Here is a 15163-nt window from a genome sequence, read left to right as displayed (position 1 = left end):
AGTTGCTTCACCTAAGGAGATCGCAATGACGTTACCGAGTGGACACCCGAAAAGCAGATTGATCAAAAAATTCACCGCGCTTGGCCCATACATCCGCGAAGGGCAGTGCGAAGATAATCGATTCTTTTTCGATTGTCTGGCTGTTTGCGTCAACGTGAAACCGGCACCAGAGAAACGTGAATTTTGGGGCTGGTGGATGGAGCTGGAAGCGCAGGAGAAACGCTTTACGTACAGCTACCAGTTTGGTTTGTTCGATAAAGACGGCAACTGGACCGCCGTGCCGATTAAAGAGACTGAAGTGGTAGAGCGACTGGAATACACCTTACGCGAGTTTCATGAAAAGTTGCGTGGGTTGTTAACGACGCTGAATCTGGCGCTGGAGCCTGCTGACGACTTTAAGGATGAGCCGGTTAAATTAACGGCATAATGAACAGAAAAAAGCCGGATGGCGGCGCAACCCCATCCGGCTTTTTTTATGCTATATCAAAACTGATAGACCATACCGACAGCGACGATATCATCATCGTTGATGCCCAGCTTATTATTGCTATCCAGTTGGTTGATTTTATAATCAACAAAGGCCGACATATTTTTGTTGAAATAATAGGTCGCGCCCACGTCGATATAATTCACCAGATCTTCATCGCCTACGCCTTCAATATCTTTGCCTTTTGACAGAACATAACCCAGGGATGGACGCAGACCAAAGTCAAACTGGTACTGAGCGACCACTTCGAAGTTCTGAGTTTTGTTAGCAAAGCCACCGGAAATAGGTGTCATATTGCGCGTTTCAGAATAGAACGTTGCCAGATAAATATCATTGGCATCATATTTTAAACCTGTCGCCCAGGATTCTGCTTTATCGCCAGTACCCCGGTTTTGCAGGTTCTGCTGATTGGTACGGTCGGAGTTGGTATACGCACCACTGATGGCGAAATCGCTGCCGCCAAAGTCATACGTCACGGAGGTACCAAAGCCGTCGCCGTTCTGTTTTTTCACATCGCGGTCCTGGTTTTTGCCCTGATATTGCAGAGTAAGATCCAGACCATCGACGACGCCGAAGAAGTCGGTATTACGGTAGGTGGCCAGGCCGCTGGCACGTTTGGTCATAAAGTTATCGGTCTGCGCGGAAGAGTCACCGCCGAATTCCGGGAACATATCCGTCCACGCTTCCACGTCATACAGCGCACCCAGATTACGACCATAATCAAACGAGCCAAAATCTTTTAATTTCACACCGGCGAAAGCCAGACGTGTTTTTTGCTGGTTGGTTTCGTTTTCCGCTTTATTCCCTGCGAACTCAGCTTCCCAACGACCATAACCGGTCAGTTGATCGTTAATTTGTGTTTCGCCTTTAAAACCTAAGCGGATATAGCTCTGGTCGCCGTCTTTGCTGTCATAATCAGTCATGTAGTGCATTGCTTTGACTTTGCCATACAAGTCCAGTTTATTACTGTTCTTGTTATAGACTTCTGCCGCCTGTACGGACGCCGATGCAACAATTCCCATCACCACTAATGCCAGAGTGCTCTTTTTCATTTTCATTCCTGATTTAAAGTACGCGCTAATATTTACTGGGTGTGATCCCCGTTAAAAGACAGGAGGGTTTTTAACGTCTGGCAATGAACGTTTTATGACAAAGTAAGAATATTTTTAAAAAAGAATGTTTTTTTGTGTCTGTAATAAATGCGTCAAAATCTGCCGCTACGCTTGCTGATCCTGCGCAATAAAATTCCATGCTTTGTGCGCTGGCTGTTGGCAACCGGGGCCAGTCCTGCTAAAACGTTCGTTTGATATCATTTTCCCCAATTTTGAATGGCAGAGAATCATGAGTGACAGCCAGACGCTGGTGGTAAAACTTGGCACCAGTGTGTTAACGGGCGGATCGCGCCGCCTGAACCGCGCCCATATCGTCGAACTGGTTCGCCAGTGCGCGCAGCTCCATGCCGCAGGGCATCGTATTGTTATCGTTACCTCGGGCGCGATTGCCGCCGGACGCGAGCATCTTGGTTACCCTGAACTCCCGGCGACGATAGCGTCGAAACAACTGTTGGCGGCGGTAGGGCAGAGTCGATTGATTCAACTGTGGGAACAGCTGTTCTCAATTTACGGTATTCATATCGGCCAGATGCTGCTGACGCGTGCGGATATGGAAGACAGAGAGCGCTTCCTTAATGCCCGCGATACGCTACGTGCGCTGCTGGATAACAACATTGTTCCCGTCATCAATGAGAACGACGCAGTGGCGACCGCTGAAATTAAAGTCGGTGATAACGACAACCTTTCGGCGCTGGCGGCGATCCTGGCGGGTGCCGATAAGCTGCTGCTGTTGACCGATCAACAGGGCCTGTTCACCGCCGATCCGCGTACTAACCCGCAGGCGGAACTGATCAAAGACGTTCACGGCATTGATGATGCGCTGCGCGCCATTGCCGGGGATAGCGTCTCGGGTCTGGGAACCGGGGGGATGGGGACTAAATTACAGGCTGCCGACGTGGCCTGCCGCGCGGGTATCGACACCATTATCGCCGCAGGCAGCAAGCCGGGCGTCATTGGTGATGTGATGGAAGGTGTTTCTGTCGGTACCCGTTTTCATGCGCAGGCTTCTCCGTTGGAAAACCGTAAACGCTGGATTTTCGGCGCTCCGCCTGCCGGGGAGATTACCGTCGATGAAGGTGCGACCGCGGCGATTCTGGAGCGCGGCAGTTCATTGCTGCCAAAAGGCATTAAAAGCGTGACAGGCGACTTCTCTCGTGGTGAAGTGATCCGCATCTGCAACCTCGAAGGGCGTGATATTGCCCACGGCGTCACTCGCTATAATAGTGACGCGCTACGCCGTATTGCCGGGCACCACTCACAACAGATTGACACTATTCTTGGCTATGAATATGGCCCGGTTGCTGTCCATCGCGACGATATGATTACCCGTTAAGGAACAGGCATATGCTGGAACAAATGGGCATTGCTGCCAAAGCTGCGTCATATAAGCTGGCGCTACTCTCCAGCCGCGAAAAAAATCGCGTGCTGGAAACCATTGCTGATGAGCTGGAAGCGCAAACGGAAAGCATCCTCAGCGCGAACGCACAGGATGTTGAACAGGCGCGTGAAAATGGCCTGAGCGAAGCGATGCTTGATCGCCTCGCGCTGACTCCTGCGCGTTTGAAAGCGATTGCTGACGACGTGCGTCAGGTGTGTAATCTCGCTGACCCGGTAGGGCAGGTGATTGACGGCGGTCTGCTGGATAGCGGCCTGCGTCTGGAGCGTCGTCGCGTGCCGCTGGGCGTGATTGGCGTGATTTATGAAGCGCGTCCTAACGTCACCGTTGATGTGGCTTCGCTGTGCCTGAAAACGGGTAATGCGGCGATTCTGCGCGGTGGGAAAGAGACGTACCGGACCAACGCCGCCACTGTGGCGGTGATCCAGCATGCGCTACAATCCTGCGGTTTACCGGCCGCTGCGGTGCAGTCGATTGATAACCCGGATCGCGCGCTGGTCACTGAAATGCTGCGGATGGATAAGTACATCGATATGCTGATCCCTCGCGGTGGTGCAGGGCTGCACAAGCTGTGTCGTGAACAGTCGACTATCCCGGTTATCACCGGTGGTATTGGCGTATGTCATATCTATGTAGATGATACGGCTGAGATCGCCCCGGCGCTGAAGATTATCGTCAACGCCAAAACCCAGCGTCCGAGCACGTGTAACACTGTCGAGACACTGTTGGTGAATCAGAGTATCGCTGAGCGCTTCCTGCCTGCTCTAAGCCAGCAAATGGCAGAAAGCGGCGTGACGCTTCATGCAGATGATGCTGCGCTGGCCGCATTGCAGGCCGGACCGGCAAACGTCGTGGCGGTAAAAGCGGAACAGTATGACGATGAGTTTTTATCGCTGGATCTGAACGTGAAGATTGTCGCCGATCTGGATGATGCCATTGCCCATATTCGTGAGCATGGTACTCAGCATTCCGATGCGATTCTGACGCGTACGCTGCGCAACGCCGATCGTTTTGTGAATGAAGTCGATTCTTCCGCCGTGTACGTAAACGCCTCTACCCGTTTTACCGATGGCGGTCAGTTTGGACTTGGCGCGGAAGTCGCCGTGAGCACGCAAAAATTACACGCACGTGGCCCAATGGGGCTGGAAGCACTGACCACTTACAAGTGGATTGGCTTTGGTGACGACACGATTCGTGCGTAATTGAAACCGGGTGATGCAAAATTAGGCGTTTGATTCACAAGGCCATTGACGCATCGCCCGGTTAGTTTTAACCTTCTACCCCGTGTTCGCATTCGTGGACATGTCCTTATCAGGGCCGATATAGCTCAGTTGGTAGAGCAGCGCATTCGTAATGCGAAGGTCGTAGGTTCGACTCCTATTATCGCACCATTTCTCTATTTCTTCGCACTGATTTTTACCCTTTCCTGTACCAGGACCAGCCCGTCTGATGTCATCAGCACGATGAGCAGCATCATCATCTCATTGTACGCAAATATATCTTCTGTATTACCGCTATCCTTCCTGTAGAAAAAGGAGCAGCGACAGCCGCTCCCTTCTGGCATCAGGATTTTGGGAACACCCAAACATGTTTTTCGGGTAACGCCAGGTGGCAGTACTGCGGATCGCGTACTTCGTTGCCGTAGGCGCGGATGACAAAATCATCAGCCACGGTGCGGAACAGGTACTCCCAGCGGTCACCGAGATACATGCTGGTGAGCAACGGGAGAGCCAACTGGTTTTCGCCTGGCCCGTCGGCCAGCACCACACGTTCAACGCGGATCACCGCGGTGCCCTCATGGCCAACCTGAACACCGTCGCCCGCCTGACCCCACAGAACCCAGTCACGTCCTTCAATACGTGCCTTGCCGTCGCGCAGTTCAGTGACCTTGCCGTGCAGGCGGTTGTTGCTGCCCATAAACTCGGCGGTGAACAGCGTTTTTGGGGAACCATACATCTCTTGCGGCGTACCCTGTTGCTCGATTTTGCCGTTGTTGAGTAGCAGAATGCGGTCAGAAATCGACATCGCTTCTCCCTGGTCATGCGTCACCATCAGCGCGGACAACCCGAGATTAATAATCAACTCACGCAGGAATACGCGCGCTTCTTCCCGCAGTTTTGCATCAAGGTTGGATAACGGCTCATCGAGCAGGATCACGGGTGGGTTATAAACCAGCGCACGGCCAATCGCCACGCGCTGCTGCTGGCCGCCAGAAAGTTGATGCGGATGGCGCTTACCCAGATGTCCCAGGCCCAGTTGATCCAACACCCCCTGTACCCGTTGGTTGATCTCTGCGGTGGAGACTTTGCGCAACTTCAGCGGGTAGGCCACATTCTCAAATACGGTTTTATGCGGCCACAGAGCGTAGGACTGGAACACCAGCCCCAGGTTGCGCTCCTCGGCGGGGATTTCGCTGCGCGGCGTACCGTCGTAGACTTTGTTGTTGCCGATGGTAATTGACCCTTGTGTCGGTTTTTCCAGCCCGGCCACCGCGCGCAGGAGGGTGGTTTTACCGCTCCCGGACGGTCCCAGTAACGAAACCACTTCGCCCCGTTTGAGGTCCATGGTCACGCCCTTTAGCACCGGGTTATCACCGTAGGTTAAGTGCAGGTTCTCGACCGATAATTCAATCATGTAATTTCACTCCAAAACGTAGGGCAATACCCAGGCCAATCACCACCAACACAATGTTGATAAACGACAGCGCCGCAACGATATCGATAGCGCCTGCCGCCCACAGAGAAACCAGCATCGAGCCGATGGTCTCCGTGCCCGGCGACAGCAGATAGACGCCCGTTGAGTACTCGCGCTCAAAGATCAGGAACATCAACAGCCAGGAACCAATCAGCCCGTAGCGCGACAGCGGAATGGTGACGTGGCGGGTGATCTGCCCACGCGTCGCACCGGTGCTGCGCGCGGCTTCTTCCAGCTCTGGCCCCACTTGCAGCAACGTTGAGGAGATAAGCCGCAGGCCGTAGGCCATCCACACCACCGTATACGCCAGCCAGACGCTGAACATGGTGCTGCGTAACGAGCGCAGCCAGACAATCAGGTTATCGCGCAGCCACTGCGACCATGGCATGCCGGAAAGCCAGCCGGATTTCAGTGCGTTATCGAGCCACATCGGCAAGAACAGGAACACCCACAGAAACGCCAGACCGGCGAGCAGGCCGGGCACCGCACGGGGAACCAGCACGCTGTAGTCGAGGAAGCGGGTGGTGTTGTCCGGTTTACGGTGCATGGCGATGCCGATAAACAGATAGCAGCCCACCGCCAGCGCGCCGCCAATCACGCCAATCGCCATGGAGTTAACGATGGCCCGCAGCAGGTTCGGCTGTTCCCAGATGGTACGGAAGGTGCTGAGGGACAGCTCATCCCACAGCGAAACGCCCACGCCCCAGTTAGAGATAAACGCACGCAGCACCACGCCCATCAACGGTACGCCAATGGTGATGGTCAGCCAGAACGCGACCACAGCTCCCGCTATCCAGCGCCATTTACCCAGCGGCAGCGCGCGGGCCTGCGAGGCTTTACCCTTCATGGTGACGAAGCGGTTAGCGGTACGCATCAGGCGACGCTGTAGCATGACCAGTGGTATGGTCAGGCAGATCAGTACCACGGCAACGGCCGCCATCAGGTGATACGACGGCGTACCCAGTTTATTGGTCAACTGATACAGATAGGTCGCCAGCACCATGTTGCCTTCCGGATCGCCCAGCACCAGCATCAGGCCAAACACTTCCAGACCGAGGAAAAACAGCAGCACCACGGCGTACAGAATAGACGGGCGAACCATCGGCAGGCTGACCGAGGTCATCACCTGCAGCGGGGATGCGCCGGAGATACGTGCGGCTTCCTCCACGTCCGAACTCACGCTGCGCAGCGCCGAGGAGATATAGAGATAAGCGTGCGGTACGTGTGTCAGGCCTGCAATGACCACGATGCTCGACATGTCGTAGATGTTCCACGGCACGAAGCCAATCAGCGATTGTGCCCACAGTGACAGGAAGCCTACTGGGCCTGCGGCCACCACATAGCCAAAACCCAGCACCATCGGTGAAACAAAAATAGGCACCAGGATCAGCGGCTCAATCAGACGTCTACCCGGTAAGTCGGTACGTACCATCAGGAAGGCCAGTATGCCGCCCAGAGGAATGGCGATAATGACCAGACCGAATGCGAGAATAAAACCGCTTTTCAGTGCTTTATAGAAGTCAGGGTCGGTAAAAATAAAGCCAAAGGATTCAAGGCTCCAGTCCTTTGCCGGCGAGAAGAACGGCGCGGACAAAAAGCTTTGTATCACGATGAACGACAACGGCGTGTAGATAACCAGCGCGGTTAACAGCACGACGATGCCACGCGGCAAGCTTTGCCACTTTCTGCGTAATGCATTCATAAGCGGAGATCCGGTAACACGTATTCAGGAAACGAGCACCAGGCGCACCAGTGAACCGTGCGCCCGGTTCTGGCTCTTATTTGGCCGCGGCTTCGCGCCACTGTTTGATGTAGTCCAGACGTTTTTTCGGTTGCAGGTATTCAAGTAATGACTCATCAACCGGGATCGGCTTCAGCGCGCTACCCAGCATTTTGGTCATACCGTCGATGTCATTTTTACCTTCGATATCGTTGCGAATAGACGGAATATCGGCCTGGTTGGCGAGGATGTTTTGCCCTTTTTCAGACAGCACATAGTCCAGCCACAGTTTGGCGGCATTGCTATGTTCTGCCTGCTGGCTGATGAAAGAAACTCGTGACAGCACCAGGGTGTAGTCCTTCGGATAGGAAATGCCCAGTGACGGGTCGTTTTTGGCACGCGCTTCGGCGTAAGAGCCGAGGATATTATAACCAATCAGGTTTTCACCCGATGAAACCCGCTCCATCATCGTACCGGTGGACGATTGCACGGCTAACCCGCCTTTCGCCACGTCGGCCAATGTTTTGAAGTAGTTCGGATCGGCCTTGTAATCCAGCACCGATAGCATGAAGCCAACCCCGGATTTTTCGATATCGTAGGTGGTGACTTTGCTTTTGAATTTATCCACCTGGCCTGCAATCAGCTTTGCCAGCGCGGCGTGGGAGTCCGGAACCTCGTTCGCCGGGATGAGGCGCTTGTTGTAAATAAACACCACCGGCTCGTAGGTGGTGCCGTAGGCTTTGTTGTGCCAGACCGCCCATTTCGGTAGCTGGTTCTGCTCTGCTGAAACATACTCCATGGCATAGTCGGTCGCGAGCTTCATCGCGGTATCCATGGAGGAGCTCCAGATAACGTCACCGCTGCCGCCGCCAGCAGCCTGTTCGCTGATATAACGGTTATACAGCTCGGTGCTGTTCATATCGTTATATTCAACTTTGATGCCCGGATAGGTGGCTTCAAAGCCCTGAATCAGCGGCCCCGCCGCTTTGGTATCCGTTGTGGAGTAAACCACGACTTTGCCTTCTTTGGTGGCGGCATCAACCACCTTTTGGTAGTCAGCCGGATACCCCTGCGGCAGCGCGGACAGGGCAGAAAACGACATGAAAACAGCAGCAGAGATCAGAGAGATGCGGAATGTGTTCGCCATTATTATTAACCTTCTAGTTACATTTGAGGAACTAAAAGTCAACATAGCGGATGGGAGGGGAGAGACAAGAGGGGGGAGAGAGCCGGCTGGTGGAAATGTGATTGTTGGCGTTGTTTCGGTAATTAACACCATAGAAACCGTGAGGGCGATGGGTTGAGAGAATAGAATTCTCGCCGTTGTAGGCCGGATGGCGCTTCGCTTATCCGGCCTACAGTGATTGTTACTCCTGAGCCACCCTCCGATACAGCCGCCTCGGATGCCCAATACTCCCATACTGAATCTCAATCACCACAAACCCAATTTCCACGCAATACTCCAGATAGCGGCGACCCGTGGTCTTGCTGATCCCTGCATCTTCCACCACCTGCTCAACTGACCAACTGGCGTCAGGATGTTCGCTGAAAATACGCTTCACCCGCTCGAGCGTTGCCGGTTCAATGCCCTTTGTTGATGGCTGGGTTGATGCCTCACCCGCGGGTAAATTGAACAGTTTATCCAGTGCATGTTGGTCAACAACCTTCACCTGGCGCAGCGTATGCTCCAGCAACATAAAGCGCTCCAGCGAGGCCCGCAGACGGTGGGAAAACACGGGTTTTAGCAGGTAGTCAAACGCGCCGCTGCGCATAGCATGGCTGCAGGTTTGCATATCGCTGGCGGCGGTGATGAATATCACCGAGCACTCAAACTGTTTGAGCAGCGGGCTATCAATAAGCTCAACGCCCTGACCGTCCGGCAAATAGTTGTCCAGCAGCAGCAGGCGCGGCCGATGACGGAGGATCAGCTCGCGGGCCTGTTCCAGCGATCCCGCGATCCCCACGATGCGCAGATGGAAGTTTTGCTCAATAAACTCCCGATGCAACTGTGCGAGATGCGGCTCATCTTCAACAATAACAACCTCAAGAGGGCGGATATCAGTCATAGGAAGGTCCTGTCGGAAGTGAAATCTGGAACGGGATGAAAACCGAAAATACGGTACCCTGCGGGATGTTATCGCTTATTTCGATGCTGCCACCGGCCCGACGAACATAGCCCGCGACCAGGTACAGGCCAATACCATGTTCTGCACCGGTGAGTGCACTGCTGTCCGTGGGTTTACTGGTAAAGCCTTGCTCAAAAATATGCGGCTTCATGGCTTCATCAACGCCACAGCCTCGGTCAGCCACTTCAATCACCAGTTCGTGGTTGCGATCCGATATATACACTTCCACCGGCGCGGTACGTGCTGGCGTTTTCAGCGTGGCATCGACCGCATTGTCCACCAGATTGCCAATTACTGACATCAGCTCCGTTTCGCTCAGCCCCTCCGGCAGGCGCGAGAGCTGGCAGGCAGGGTCGAAAACCAGCTCAACACCTTTCTCGCGGGCACCGACATATTTCCCCAGCAGCAGGCCGCACAGCGCCGGAGAGACAAACTGCCTGGAGAGGAAATCCAGCACCTGCTGGGCCCCCTCTGACTGTACCTGGATATAACGCAGCGCATCGTCATAGCGCTGCATCTGCAGCAGGCCGACGAGCGTCGCCGTCCAGTTGAGCTGCTCGTGGCGCATGATGCGCAGGTTATCGGCATAGCGGGTCACCTGGCTGAGTTGGCTGCTGAGCGTATTGATATCGTTCTTATCGCGGAAGCTGAATACCCAACCGCTTTGGGTGCCCGGCTCAACTTCAATAGCCACGCGGTTGACGATGGTTTCCCGTTGATTCAGGACGGTAATATGATCGTGATGGCGGCTGTCATAAGCGGTATTGCCTGGCGCGAAAAACGACGGTGGCAGTTGAATCACTTCATCCAGCGGCTTGCCGAGCAACGCTTGTTCACTCTGGCGAATATTGAGCATCTCCCTGGCGGCGCGGTTGATGAGTATTAGCTGTTTATCGGCATTCACCGCAAACACCCCTTCGTACATGGCCTCCAGTAACGCCTTTTGCTGTAGCACCAACTGGGCGATATCTTTGGGTTCCAGGCCGAACATCTGTTTTTTCAGCGTGCGGGTCAGTAACCAGGAAAAAATAAACAGCAGCAGCAGCAGGGCAAGGCCGTACATTCCGGTGCGCCACAGCAGGCGGGCGTTGATATTGGCGATGTAGGAGGTGAGGTAACCGACGGAGACAATGCCGATTACCTGATGATGGCTATCGAAAATAGGTGCCTTACTGCGTAACGAGACACCGATCCCGCCCTTACGCACTGTGATAATGGTTTTGCCCTTCAGCACGTCAGCATTGTCGCCACCGATCATCGGCAGGTTAAGGCGCTCCGGGGATTCTGAGTGGTAAAGATGCTGTTCACGCGCATCACCAATCACAATATAACTGGCGTCGCTTTCAGCGCGCAGCGGCTGAATCAGTTGTGCGATACCGGGAATATCCCGCTGTTGTACTTTTTCTGCCAGACCGGGAATCAGGGCAATTTCGCTGGCCTGTACCCGCGCACGTTGGCCCAAATCGTGGTGCAACTGGCGGTCGATAAAGTGAAACAGCAATACGCCAAGCAGCGCCAGCAGAAGGCAGGAAAAAGCCACCAGTGAGAGGAACAGCTTTACCTGAAAGGACAATCTGAGTTTCATGTAGTCCGCAGCGGCCAGAGCAGAAAGGGTCATCTGAAAAGCCTATCATGCGAAAATACGAACCGTAATCGAGGGACAACAGAGTTGTGAACTGCCTACATTCTCCGCGAATTTCTGAGGCAATAAACGGTATGTCGACGATGCGATCCAACGGCTGTATTCATTGAAAATGCGCATCGTTGACGGTGATTTTTTTGGATCTTCCGGTCTATGACTCTGGGTGTCCGTCGATCGCGTCTTTCAGATCGCGATACTCTTCGCATTGGGTGCCGCAGATAGTCTTAATGGTGGCCAGCTCTGCTTTCGCCAGGTCGGGACGGCCTTTAACCATCCATGCTTCCCCAAGATATTCGCGCACTTTCGCATAGTGCGGATCAAGGGCAATCGATCGTTGGTAGTAACTTATCCCTTCATCCGTACGCCCTAGCTTGCGCGTCGCATAGCCTCGATAGTTCCAGGCTTCACGCGTATTGGGCTGCTGTAAGGTATCGAGTAAATTGATGGCATCCTGATAATGGCCGGTTTTCGCCAGATGATACGCATACTGCGTTTTATCCTGATCGTCGATCATGCTGCTTTTTTCTGGCAAACATTTTTGGGTTTTGTTGTCGTAAACCTGACCCTTCGGGCATGTTGGTGTGGTGGTATCGTCATTTCCCATGGCGCTGGCTGCAGCGGAGTAGAGCAGCCCGCCTGAGATCAGGCAAATGAACGGCAGTATTTTCGTCATGGCGTGCATCTTCATGGTCCTGTCCTCTCGGTATGAGTGAAGGTTCTTGCATGCTGTAAACCGCGCAGACCATGCTTTATTCATTATCGATGCCTATAAATTGACCTGCCGTTTATTTTTAATACACCGCTGATCCAGCCGATTGTTCTGCGGTATTTAGTAATGTCCCGAGTCGTGTGAACTATAGTAAAGATGGCCGTTATTTCTCATTATTAATAACCGTGAGTGGGGGATGTGCATGAAGAAGATTCTGATGCTGGTCGGGGATTATGTCGAAGATTATGAAACGATGGTGCCTTTCCAGGCTCTGCAAATGCTCGGTCACCGGGTTGATGCCGTCTGTCCGGATAAACAACAAGGTGACTATGTTCAGACCGCCATTCACGATTTTGATGGGGCGCAGACTTACAGTGAGAAACCAGGACATCGCTTCACCTTGAATGCGAATTTCTCTGATGCGCGTGAGGCGGATTATGATGCCTTGTTGATCCCTGGCGGGCGGGCGCCGGAGTATTTGCGTCTGAATCCGAATGTCATTCAACTGGTACAAGACTTTAACTCCGCGGGTAAACCTATCGCCGCTGTGTGTCATGGCCCGCAACTGCTGGCGGCAGCCGGAGTGTTAGAAAACCGGACCTGCAGCGCGTATCCAGCGTGTGCGCCAGAAGTTCGGTTGAGCGGTGGCCATTATGCCGATATCGGCATTGACCAGGCGCACGTCGACGGCAATCTGGTTACCGCGCCGGCATGGCCTGCTCATCCTGCCTGGTTGGCTAAATTTGTTGAAGTATTAATGAATTAACGGGTACCGGCTTTGCAGGTCGGTATAACCCATCCGGCTATACCGACTGCAAAAAATTACCGTTGCATGAGTGCGAATACTCCCCAGCCGAGATATTCCCGGGTGAAGGTGACATGGCGTCCCGGTGACGTCCTCAGTTGCTCTCTGACTTCCTGCGTAAAGTCATCGTTTGGGTTCACCTCCAGCCATCGAACTGCCCCCGTATGCCTGGGCAATATCTTTCGTGGCGGGTATTTGACGCCAGTAATAGTAAAAATTCTGGGAATATCCATCACTCTCTCCTTAGCGATTATCTAACTGGGCGCGAACATTGTTTAATCCGGTGGTGTTGATGCGGTAGGGCTGGCCATTGACGGATTTGATCAATTTTTTGGTTCTGAGCTTTTTAAACACCTCAAGCGTGCAGTCGCAGAGCAGCAATCCTTCGCGGCTATAACATTCAACGGATGTGACGCGGCCAGCGCTATCGCGGACGTGCGCAATGCGGCCACCTTTGGCGAGAACGTGTAAGGTACGTTGTTCCTGACGGGATAAATTCATACTGGGAAACCTGTTTCATCATCATGTGCAAAACGTGCAAACACACTGCGGTGTCCGCATTCGATTTCGGCGCAGTGATAACCAGTCCGGCCTGATAAGGTCGGCAAACTGATTATCTGATGATGACATTCTCCAGCATCAAAGCCTCGGGTTGAGTTGAAGGGTATTTACATGCTGAATGATAACAGGCGGTCCCTCGAGGGGAACCCTTGTGACGCTAATTTGTGATCTGTAACCGCAGTGCGGCCACATTATAGATAATGCCAAACACCGCTACCGCCAGCAGGAACAGGGACGAGATAAAAACGCTGTCTCTGATAAACCGCGTGGGCATCCAGCGTTTGAACATCACGATATAAAACGACAGAACGGCAACGTCAAAAATGATCCATACCAGCGTGAGTATCAGCATGCTGGTGGCGAAATTATGTGTAATGGTGATGAACTGGGGAAAGAATGAAACGAAAAACAGAATATCTTTCGGGTTTGACACGCCAATCAGAAAACCGTTGATAAATCCCCCATGAGACGGCTGGCGAAAGCCTTCGCTGGCGGCTTGATTTCTTGCCCGCAGGCTGCAAAACGCGCTATAGCCGATATACAGCGATCCGGCGATACCCAGCACACACAGCAGCAGAGGAGAGAGTGATACCACCCCTGCCAGCATCAGCGCAGCGAGCGCAAGCAGTAGCAATGAAGCGCCGTTCGTTCCGCATAGCGTCATAAAGGCCTGGCGATAGCCGTACTGTGCCGCCGTCGTGGTAATCAGCGCCACAACAGGGCCAGGCGTTAGCAACAGTGTTAGCACCGAGAGGCTGTATACAGCCAGTAAAGCGAGATTCATATCTGATGATCCTGACGTTATTTTTCATCAGTATTCCGCCTGCGTGTCACATTGAAAAACGAATAAAACTGCGCTCTACTGTGAGTAAAACTCAACATAGAAGCCGATGATGACGCTACCCCCACTGTATGCCCTGAGAGCTTTTGAAGCTGCTGCCCGTCTGGGGTCCTTTAGTAAAGCGGCTATTCAACTGAACGTCACGCCTGGTGCGGTAAGCCGTCATATCCGCACACTGGAAGCCTGGTTTGGCTGCGAACTGTTTGTTCGTAGCGGCCCCCGTATTGAGATAACGCCTTCAGGACAGGGGTTAGCGCAACAGCTGACGGCCGGGTTTCAGAGTTTAGAACATGCCTGCCATGCTTTTCGTAGCAGCAGTCATGAGCTGCGGTTGAAAGCCCCCTCAACGTTGACCATGCGCTGGCTGCTGGATGTACTGCGCCGTTTCCGGGAAGCCCATCCAACGCCGGTGATTGAAATCTCCAGCGTGTGGATGGACACCGATTCCGTCGCATTCAGTCGCGAACCGTATGACTGTGCAATCCTGTTGGGGAATGGTTATTTTGGTGAGGATACGGACAGTCGTTTGCTGTTTCAGGAGTGGCTTATCCCGGTCTGCGCGCCTGCGTTACAGGCTCAGGCGCAAAGTGATATCGCCGCCTGTGAATTGATTCATCCTTCTGCCGATCGCCGCGACTGGCGTCGCTGGCTGCAGCGTAGCGGAGCGTTTCCTGCGTTGAACCTGGCACGTGGCAACGTGTTCGACACCCTGGAACAGGGGAGTCTTGCGGCAATGAGCGGGCATGGGGTAGCGGTCGCCGATCTGCTCTTAAGCCTGACGGCTATTCAGGCCGGGATGCTGGCGTTACCGTTTAAACAGGCAGTCGCGACAGGAGAGGGCTATTACCTCGTCTGGCCAAAAGCGTCAACCCGGCTTCGAAATATTGAGTTGCTGTATCGCTGGTTAAAAGAAGCTGCGCCCGAGGCTGACATGGCCGAGCTGCTCTGGCTGGAGTAACCCAGCGAATGTCATATTGATAACAATTCTCATTATTATTGTTGTGTTGTGCGGGTAATGGTAATGTTGCCACCCATCGTACGTTGCAAATTCCATTTCCTGTGCAGAAGAC

Annotated in this window: 15 protein-coding genes, 1 tRNA gene and 1 pseudogene; 7 read left to right on the top strand and 10 right to left on the bottom strand. The window is 53.5% G+C overall.

Annotation, left to right across the window (positions count from 1 at the left end):
- The first annotated feature begins 25 nt into the window (after positions 1 to 25).
- Positions 26 to 427 (top strand): sigma factor-binding protein Crl, encoded by a 402-nt coding sequence (crl, locus tag HV261_RS21235; RefSeq protein WP_005133595.1) that lies wholly within the window; start codon positions 26 to 28, stop codon positions 425 to 427.
- Positions 428 to 483: 56 nt separating this feature from the next.
- On the opposite strand, the gene phoE is transcribed toward crl, so the two are convergent.
- Positions 484 to 1539 (bottom strand): phosphoporin PhoE, encoded by a 1056-nt coding sequence (gene phoE / locus HV261_RS21230; protein WP_137384434.1) that lies wholly within the window; start codon positions 1537 to 1539, stop codon positions 484 to 486.
- Positions 1540 to 1828: 289 nt separating this feature from the next.
- On the opposite strand from phoE, the gene proB reads away from it, so the two are divergent.
- From proB to HV261_RS21215, 3 genes are all read left to right on the top strand, one after another.
- A complete protein-coding gene (proB, locus tag HV261_RS21225) occupies positions 1829 to 2932 on the top strand; it encodes a glutamate 5-kinase (protein ID WP_202039385.1) in 1104 nt (367 codons plus the stop codon).
- An 11-nt stretch (positions 2933 to 2943) separates the two neighbouring features.
- Complete coding sequence (proA, locus tag HV261_RS21220; RefSeq protein ID WP_202039384.1) at positions 2944 to 4197, top strand: glutamate-5-semialdehyde dehydrogenase; 1254 nt, start codon at positions 2944 to 2946, stop codon at positions 4195 to 4197.
- 114 nt (positions 4198 to 4311) lie between these two features.
- Positions 4312 to 4386 (top strand) — tRNA-Thr (locus tag HV261_RS21215).
- A 172-nt stretch (positions 4387 to 4558) separates the two neighbouring features.
- On the opposite strand, the gene HV261_RS21210 is transcribed toward HV261_RS21215, so the two are convergent.
- The 3 genes from HV261_RS21210 to HV261_RS21200 form a co-directional block, all read right to left on the bottom strand.
- Entirely contained in the window at positions 4559 to 5629 is a 1071-nt protein-coding gene (locus HV261_RS21210; RefSeq protein WP_202039383.1) for an ABC transporter ATP-binding protein, read from the bottom strand.
- Entirely contained in the window at positions 5622 to 7391 is a 1770-nt protein-coding gene (locus HV261_RS21205; protein ID WP_202039382.1) for an ABC transporter permease, read from the bottom strand. Before HV261_RS21205 ends, HV261_RS21210 begins: the two co-directional genes overlap by 8 nt.
- 76 nt (positions 7392 to 7467) lie before the next feature.
- On the bottom strand, positions 7468 to 8556 hold the full coding sequence (locus HV261_RS21200) for an ABC transporter substrate-binding protein (protein ID WP_202039381.1): 1089 nt from the start codon (positions 8554 to 8556) through the stop codon (positions 7468 to 7470).
- On the opposite strand from HV261_RS21200, the gene HV261_RS21195 reads away from it, so the two are divergent.
- Positions 8510 to 8713: a hypothetical protein gene (locus HV261_RS21195; protein ID WP_202039747.1), complete on the top strand. Its 204-nt coding sequence runs from the start codon at positions 8510 to 8512 to the stop codon at positions 8711 to 8713. The two genes, HV261_RS21200 and HV261_RS21195, sit on opposite strands and share 47 nt — an antisense overlap.
- A 63-nt stretch (positions 8714 to 8776) precedes the next feature.
- Here HV261_RS21195 and HV261_RS21190 read toward each other — a convergent pair whose 3' ends face one another.
- The 3 genes from HV261_RS21190 to HV261_RS21180 form a co-directional block, all read right to left on the bottom strand.
- Positions 8777 to 9475: a response regulator gene (locus tag HV261_RS21190; RefSeq protein WP_202039380.1), complete on the bottom strand. Its 699-nt coding sequence runs from the start codon at positions 9473 to 9475 to the stop codon at positions 8777 to 8779.
- Positions 9468 to 11120, bottom strand: coding sequence for an ATP-binding protein (locus tag HV261_RS21185; RefSeq protein WP_202039740.1), 1653 nt, complete (start codon positions 11118 to 11120; stop codon positions 9468 to 9470). The genes HV261_RS21190 and HV261_RS21185 overlap by 8 nt, the downstream gene beginning before the upstream one ends.
- Positions 11121 to 11328: 208 nt before the next feature.
- Positions 11329 to 11865: a tetratricopeptide repeat protein gene (locus tag HV261_RS21180; RefSeq protein ID WP_202039379.1), complete on the bottom strand. Its 537-nt coding sequence runs from the start codon at positions 11863 to 11865 to the stop codon at positions 11329 to 11331.
- A 223-nt stretch (positions 11866 to 12088) separates the two neighbouring features.
- On the opposite strand from HV261_RS21180, the gene HV261_RS21175 reads away from it, so the two are divergent.
- Positions 12089 to 12652 carry a DJ-1/PfpI family protein gene (locus tag HV261_RS21175; protein ID WP_202039378.1) on the top strand — a complete coding sequence of 188 codons (564 nt, stop codon included), beginning with the start codon at positions 12089 to 12091 and terminating at the stop codon, positions 12650 to 12652.
- 56 nt (positions 12653 to 12708) lie between these two features.
- Here HV261_RS21175 and HV261_RS27765 read toward each other — a convergent pair.
- From HV261_RS27765 to HV261_RS21165, 3 genes and pseudogenes are all read right to left on the bottom strand, one after another.
- A pseudogene (locus HV261_RS27765) lies at positions 12709 to 12843 on the bottom strand (SAM-dependent methyltransferase); the annotation flags it as partial.
- Positions 12844 to 12934: 91 nt separating this feature from the next.
- Positions 12935 to 13192, bottom strand: a complete 258-nt coding sequence (locus HV261_RS21170; protein WP_048212521.1) for a YjhX family toxin — start codon at positions 13190 to 13192, stop codon at positions 12935 to 12937.
- Positions 13193 to 13409: 217 nt separating this feature from the next.
- Complete coding sequence (locus HV261_RS21165) at positions 13410 to 14036, bottom strand: LysE family translocator (RefSeq protein WP_202039377.1); 627 nt, start codon at positions 14034 to 14036, stop codon at positions 13410 to 13412.
- 109 nt (positions 14037 to 14145) lie between these two features.
- Here HV261_RS21165 and HV261_RS21160 point away from each other — a divergent pair, with 109 nt between their 5' ends.
- Positions 14146 to 15051 (top strand): LysR substrate-binding domain-containing protein, encoded by a 906-nt coding sequence (locus HV261_RS21160; protein WP_202039739.1) that lies wholly within the window; start codon positions 14146 to 14148, stop codon positions 15049 to 15051.
- Positions 15052 to 15163 lie beyond the last annotated feature (112 nt).

Origin of the sequence: Citrobacter sp. RHBSTW-00671 (assembly GCF_014103415.1) — a bacterium.
Classification (GTDB): domain Bacteria; phylum Pseudomonadota; class Gammaproteobacteria; order Enterobacterales; family Enterobacteriaceae; genus Citrobacter.
The sequence above is the reverse complement of the archived record's forward strand: the minus strand, read 5'-3'. Positions and strand labels throughout refer to the sequence as shown.

Excerpts from the sequence above, each read along its gene's own strand:
- HV261_RS21200 (WP_202039381.1), bottom strand. The coding sequence starts at position 8,556 with ATGGCGAACACATTCCGCATCTCTCTGATCTCTGCTGCTGTTTTCATG.
- HV261_RS21195 (WP_202039747.1), top strand. The coding sequence starts at position 8,510 with ATGAAAACAGCAGCAGAGATCAGAGAGATGCGGAATGTGTTCGCCATT.
- HV261_RS21205 (WP_202039382.1), bottom strand. The coding sequence starts at position 7,391 with ATGAATGCATTACGCAGAAAGTGGCAAAGCTTGCCGCGTGGCATCGTC.
- phoE (WP_137384434.1), bottom strand. The coding sequence starts at position 1,539 with ATGAAAAAGAGCACTCTGGCATTAGTGGTGATGGGAATTGTTGCATCG.
- proA (WP_202039384.1), top strand. The coding sequence starts at position 2,944 with ATGCTGGAACAAATGGGCATTGCTGCCAAAGCTGCGTCATATAAGCTG.
- HV261_RS21170 (WP_048212521.1), bottom strand. The coding sequence starts at position 13,192 with ATGAATTTATCCCGTCAGGAACAACGTACCTTACACGTTCTCGCCAAA.
- HV261_RS21185 (WP_202039740.1), bottom strand. The coding sequence starts at position 11,120 with ATGAAACTCAGATTGTCCTTTCAGGTAAAGCTGTTCCTCTCACTGGTG.
- HV261_RS21160 (WP_202039739.1), top strand. The coding sequence starts at position 14,146 with ATGACGCTACCCCCACTGTATGCCCTGAGAGCTTTTGAAGCTGCTGCC.
- HV261_RS21190 (WP_202039380.1), bottom strand. The coding sequence starts at position 9,475 with ATGACTGATATCCGCCCTCTTGAGGTTGTTATTGTTGAAGATGAGCCG.
- HV261_RS21180 (WP_202039379.1), bottom strand. The coding sequence starts at position 11,865 with ATGAAGATGCACGCCATGACGAAAATACTGCCGTTCATTTGCCTGATC.
- crl (WP_005133595.1), top strand. The coding sequence starts at position 26 with ATGACGTTACCGAGTGGACACCCGAAAAGCAGATTGATCAAAAAATTC.
- HV261_RS21175 (WP_202039378.1), top strand. The coding sequence starts at position 12,089 with ATGAAGAAGATTCTGATGCTGGTCGGGGATTATGTCGAAGATTATGAA.
- proB (WP_202039385.1), top strand. The coding sequence starts at position 1,829 with ATGAGTGACAGCCAGACGCTGGTGGTAAAACTTGGCACCAGTGTGTTA.
- HV261_RS21210 (WP_202039383.1), bottom strand. The coding sequence starts at position 5,629 with ATGATTGAATTATCGGTCGAGAACCTGCACTTAACCTACGGTGATAAC.
- HV261_RS21165 (WP_202039377.1), bottom strand. The coding sequence starts at position 14,036 with ATGAATCTCGCTTTACTGGCTGTATACAGCCTCTCGGTGCTAACACTG.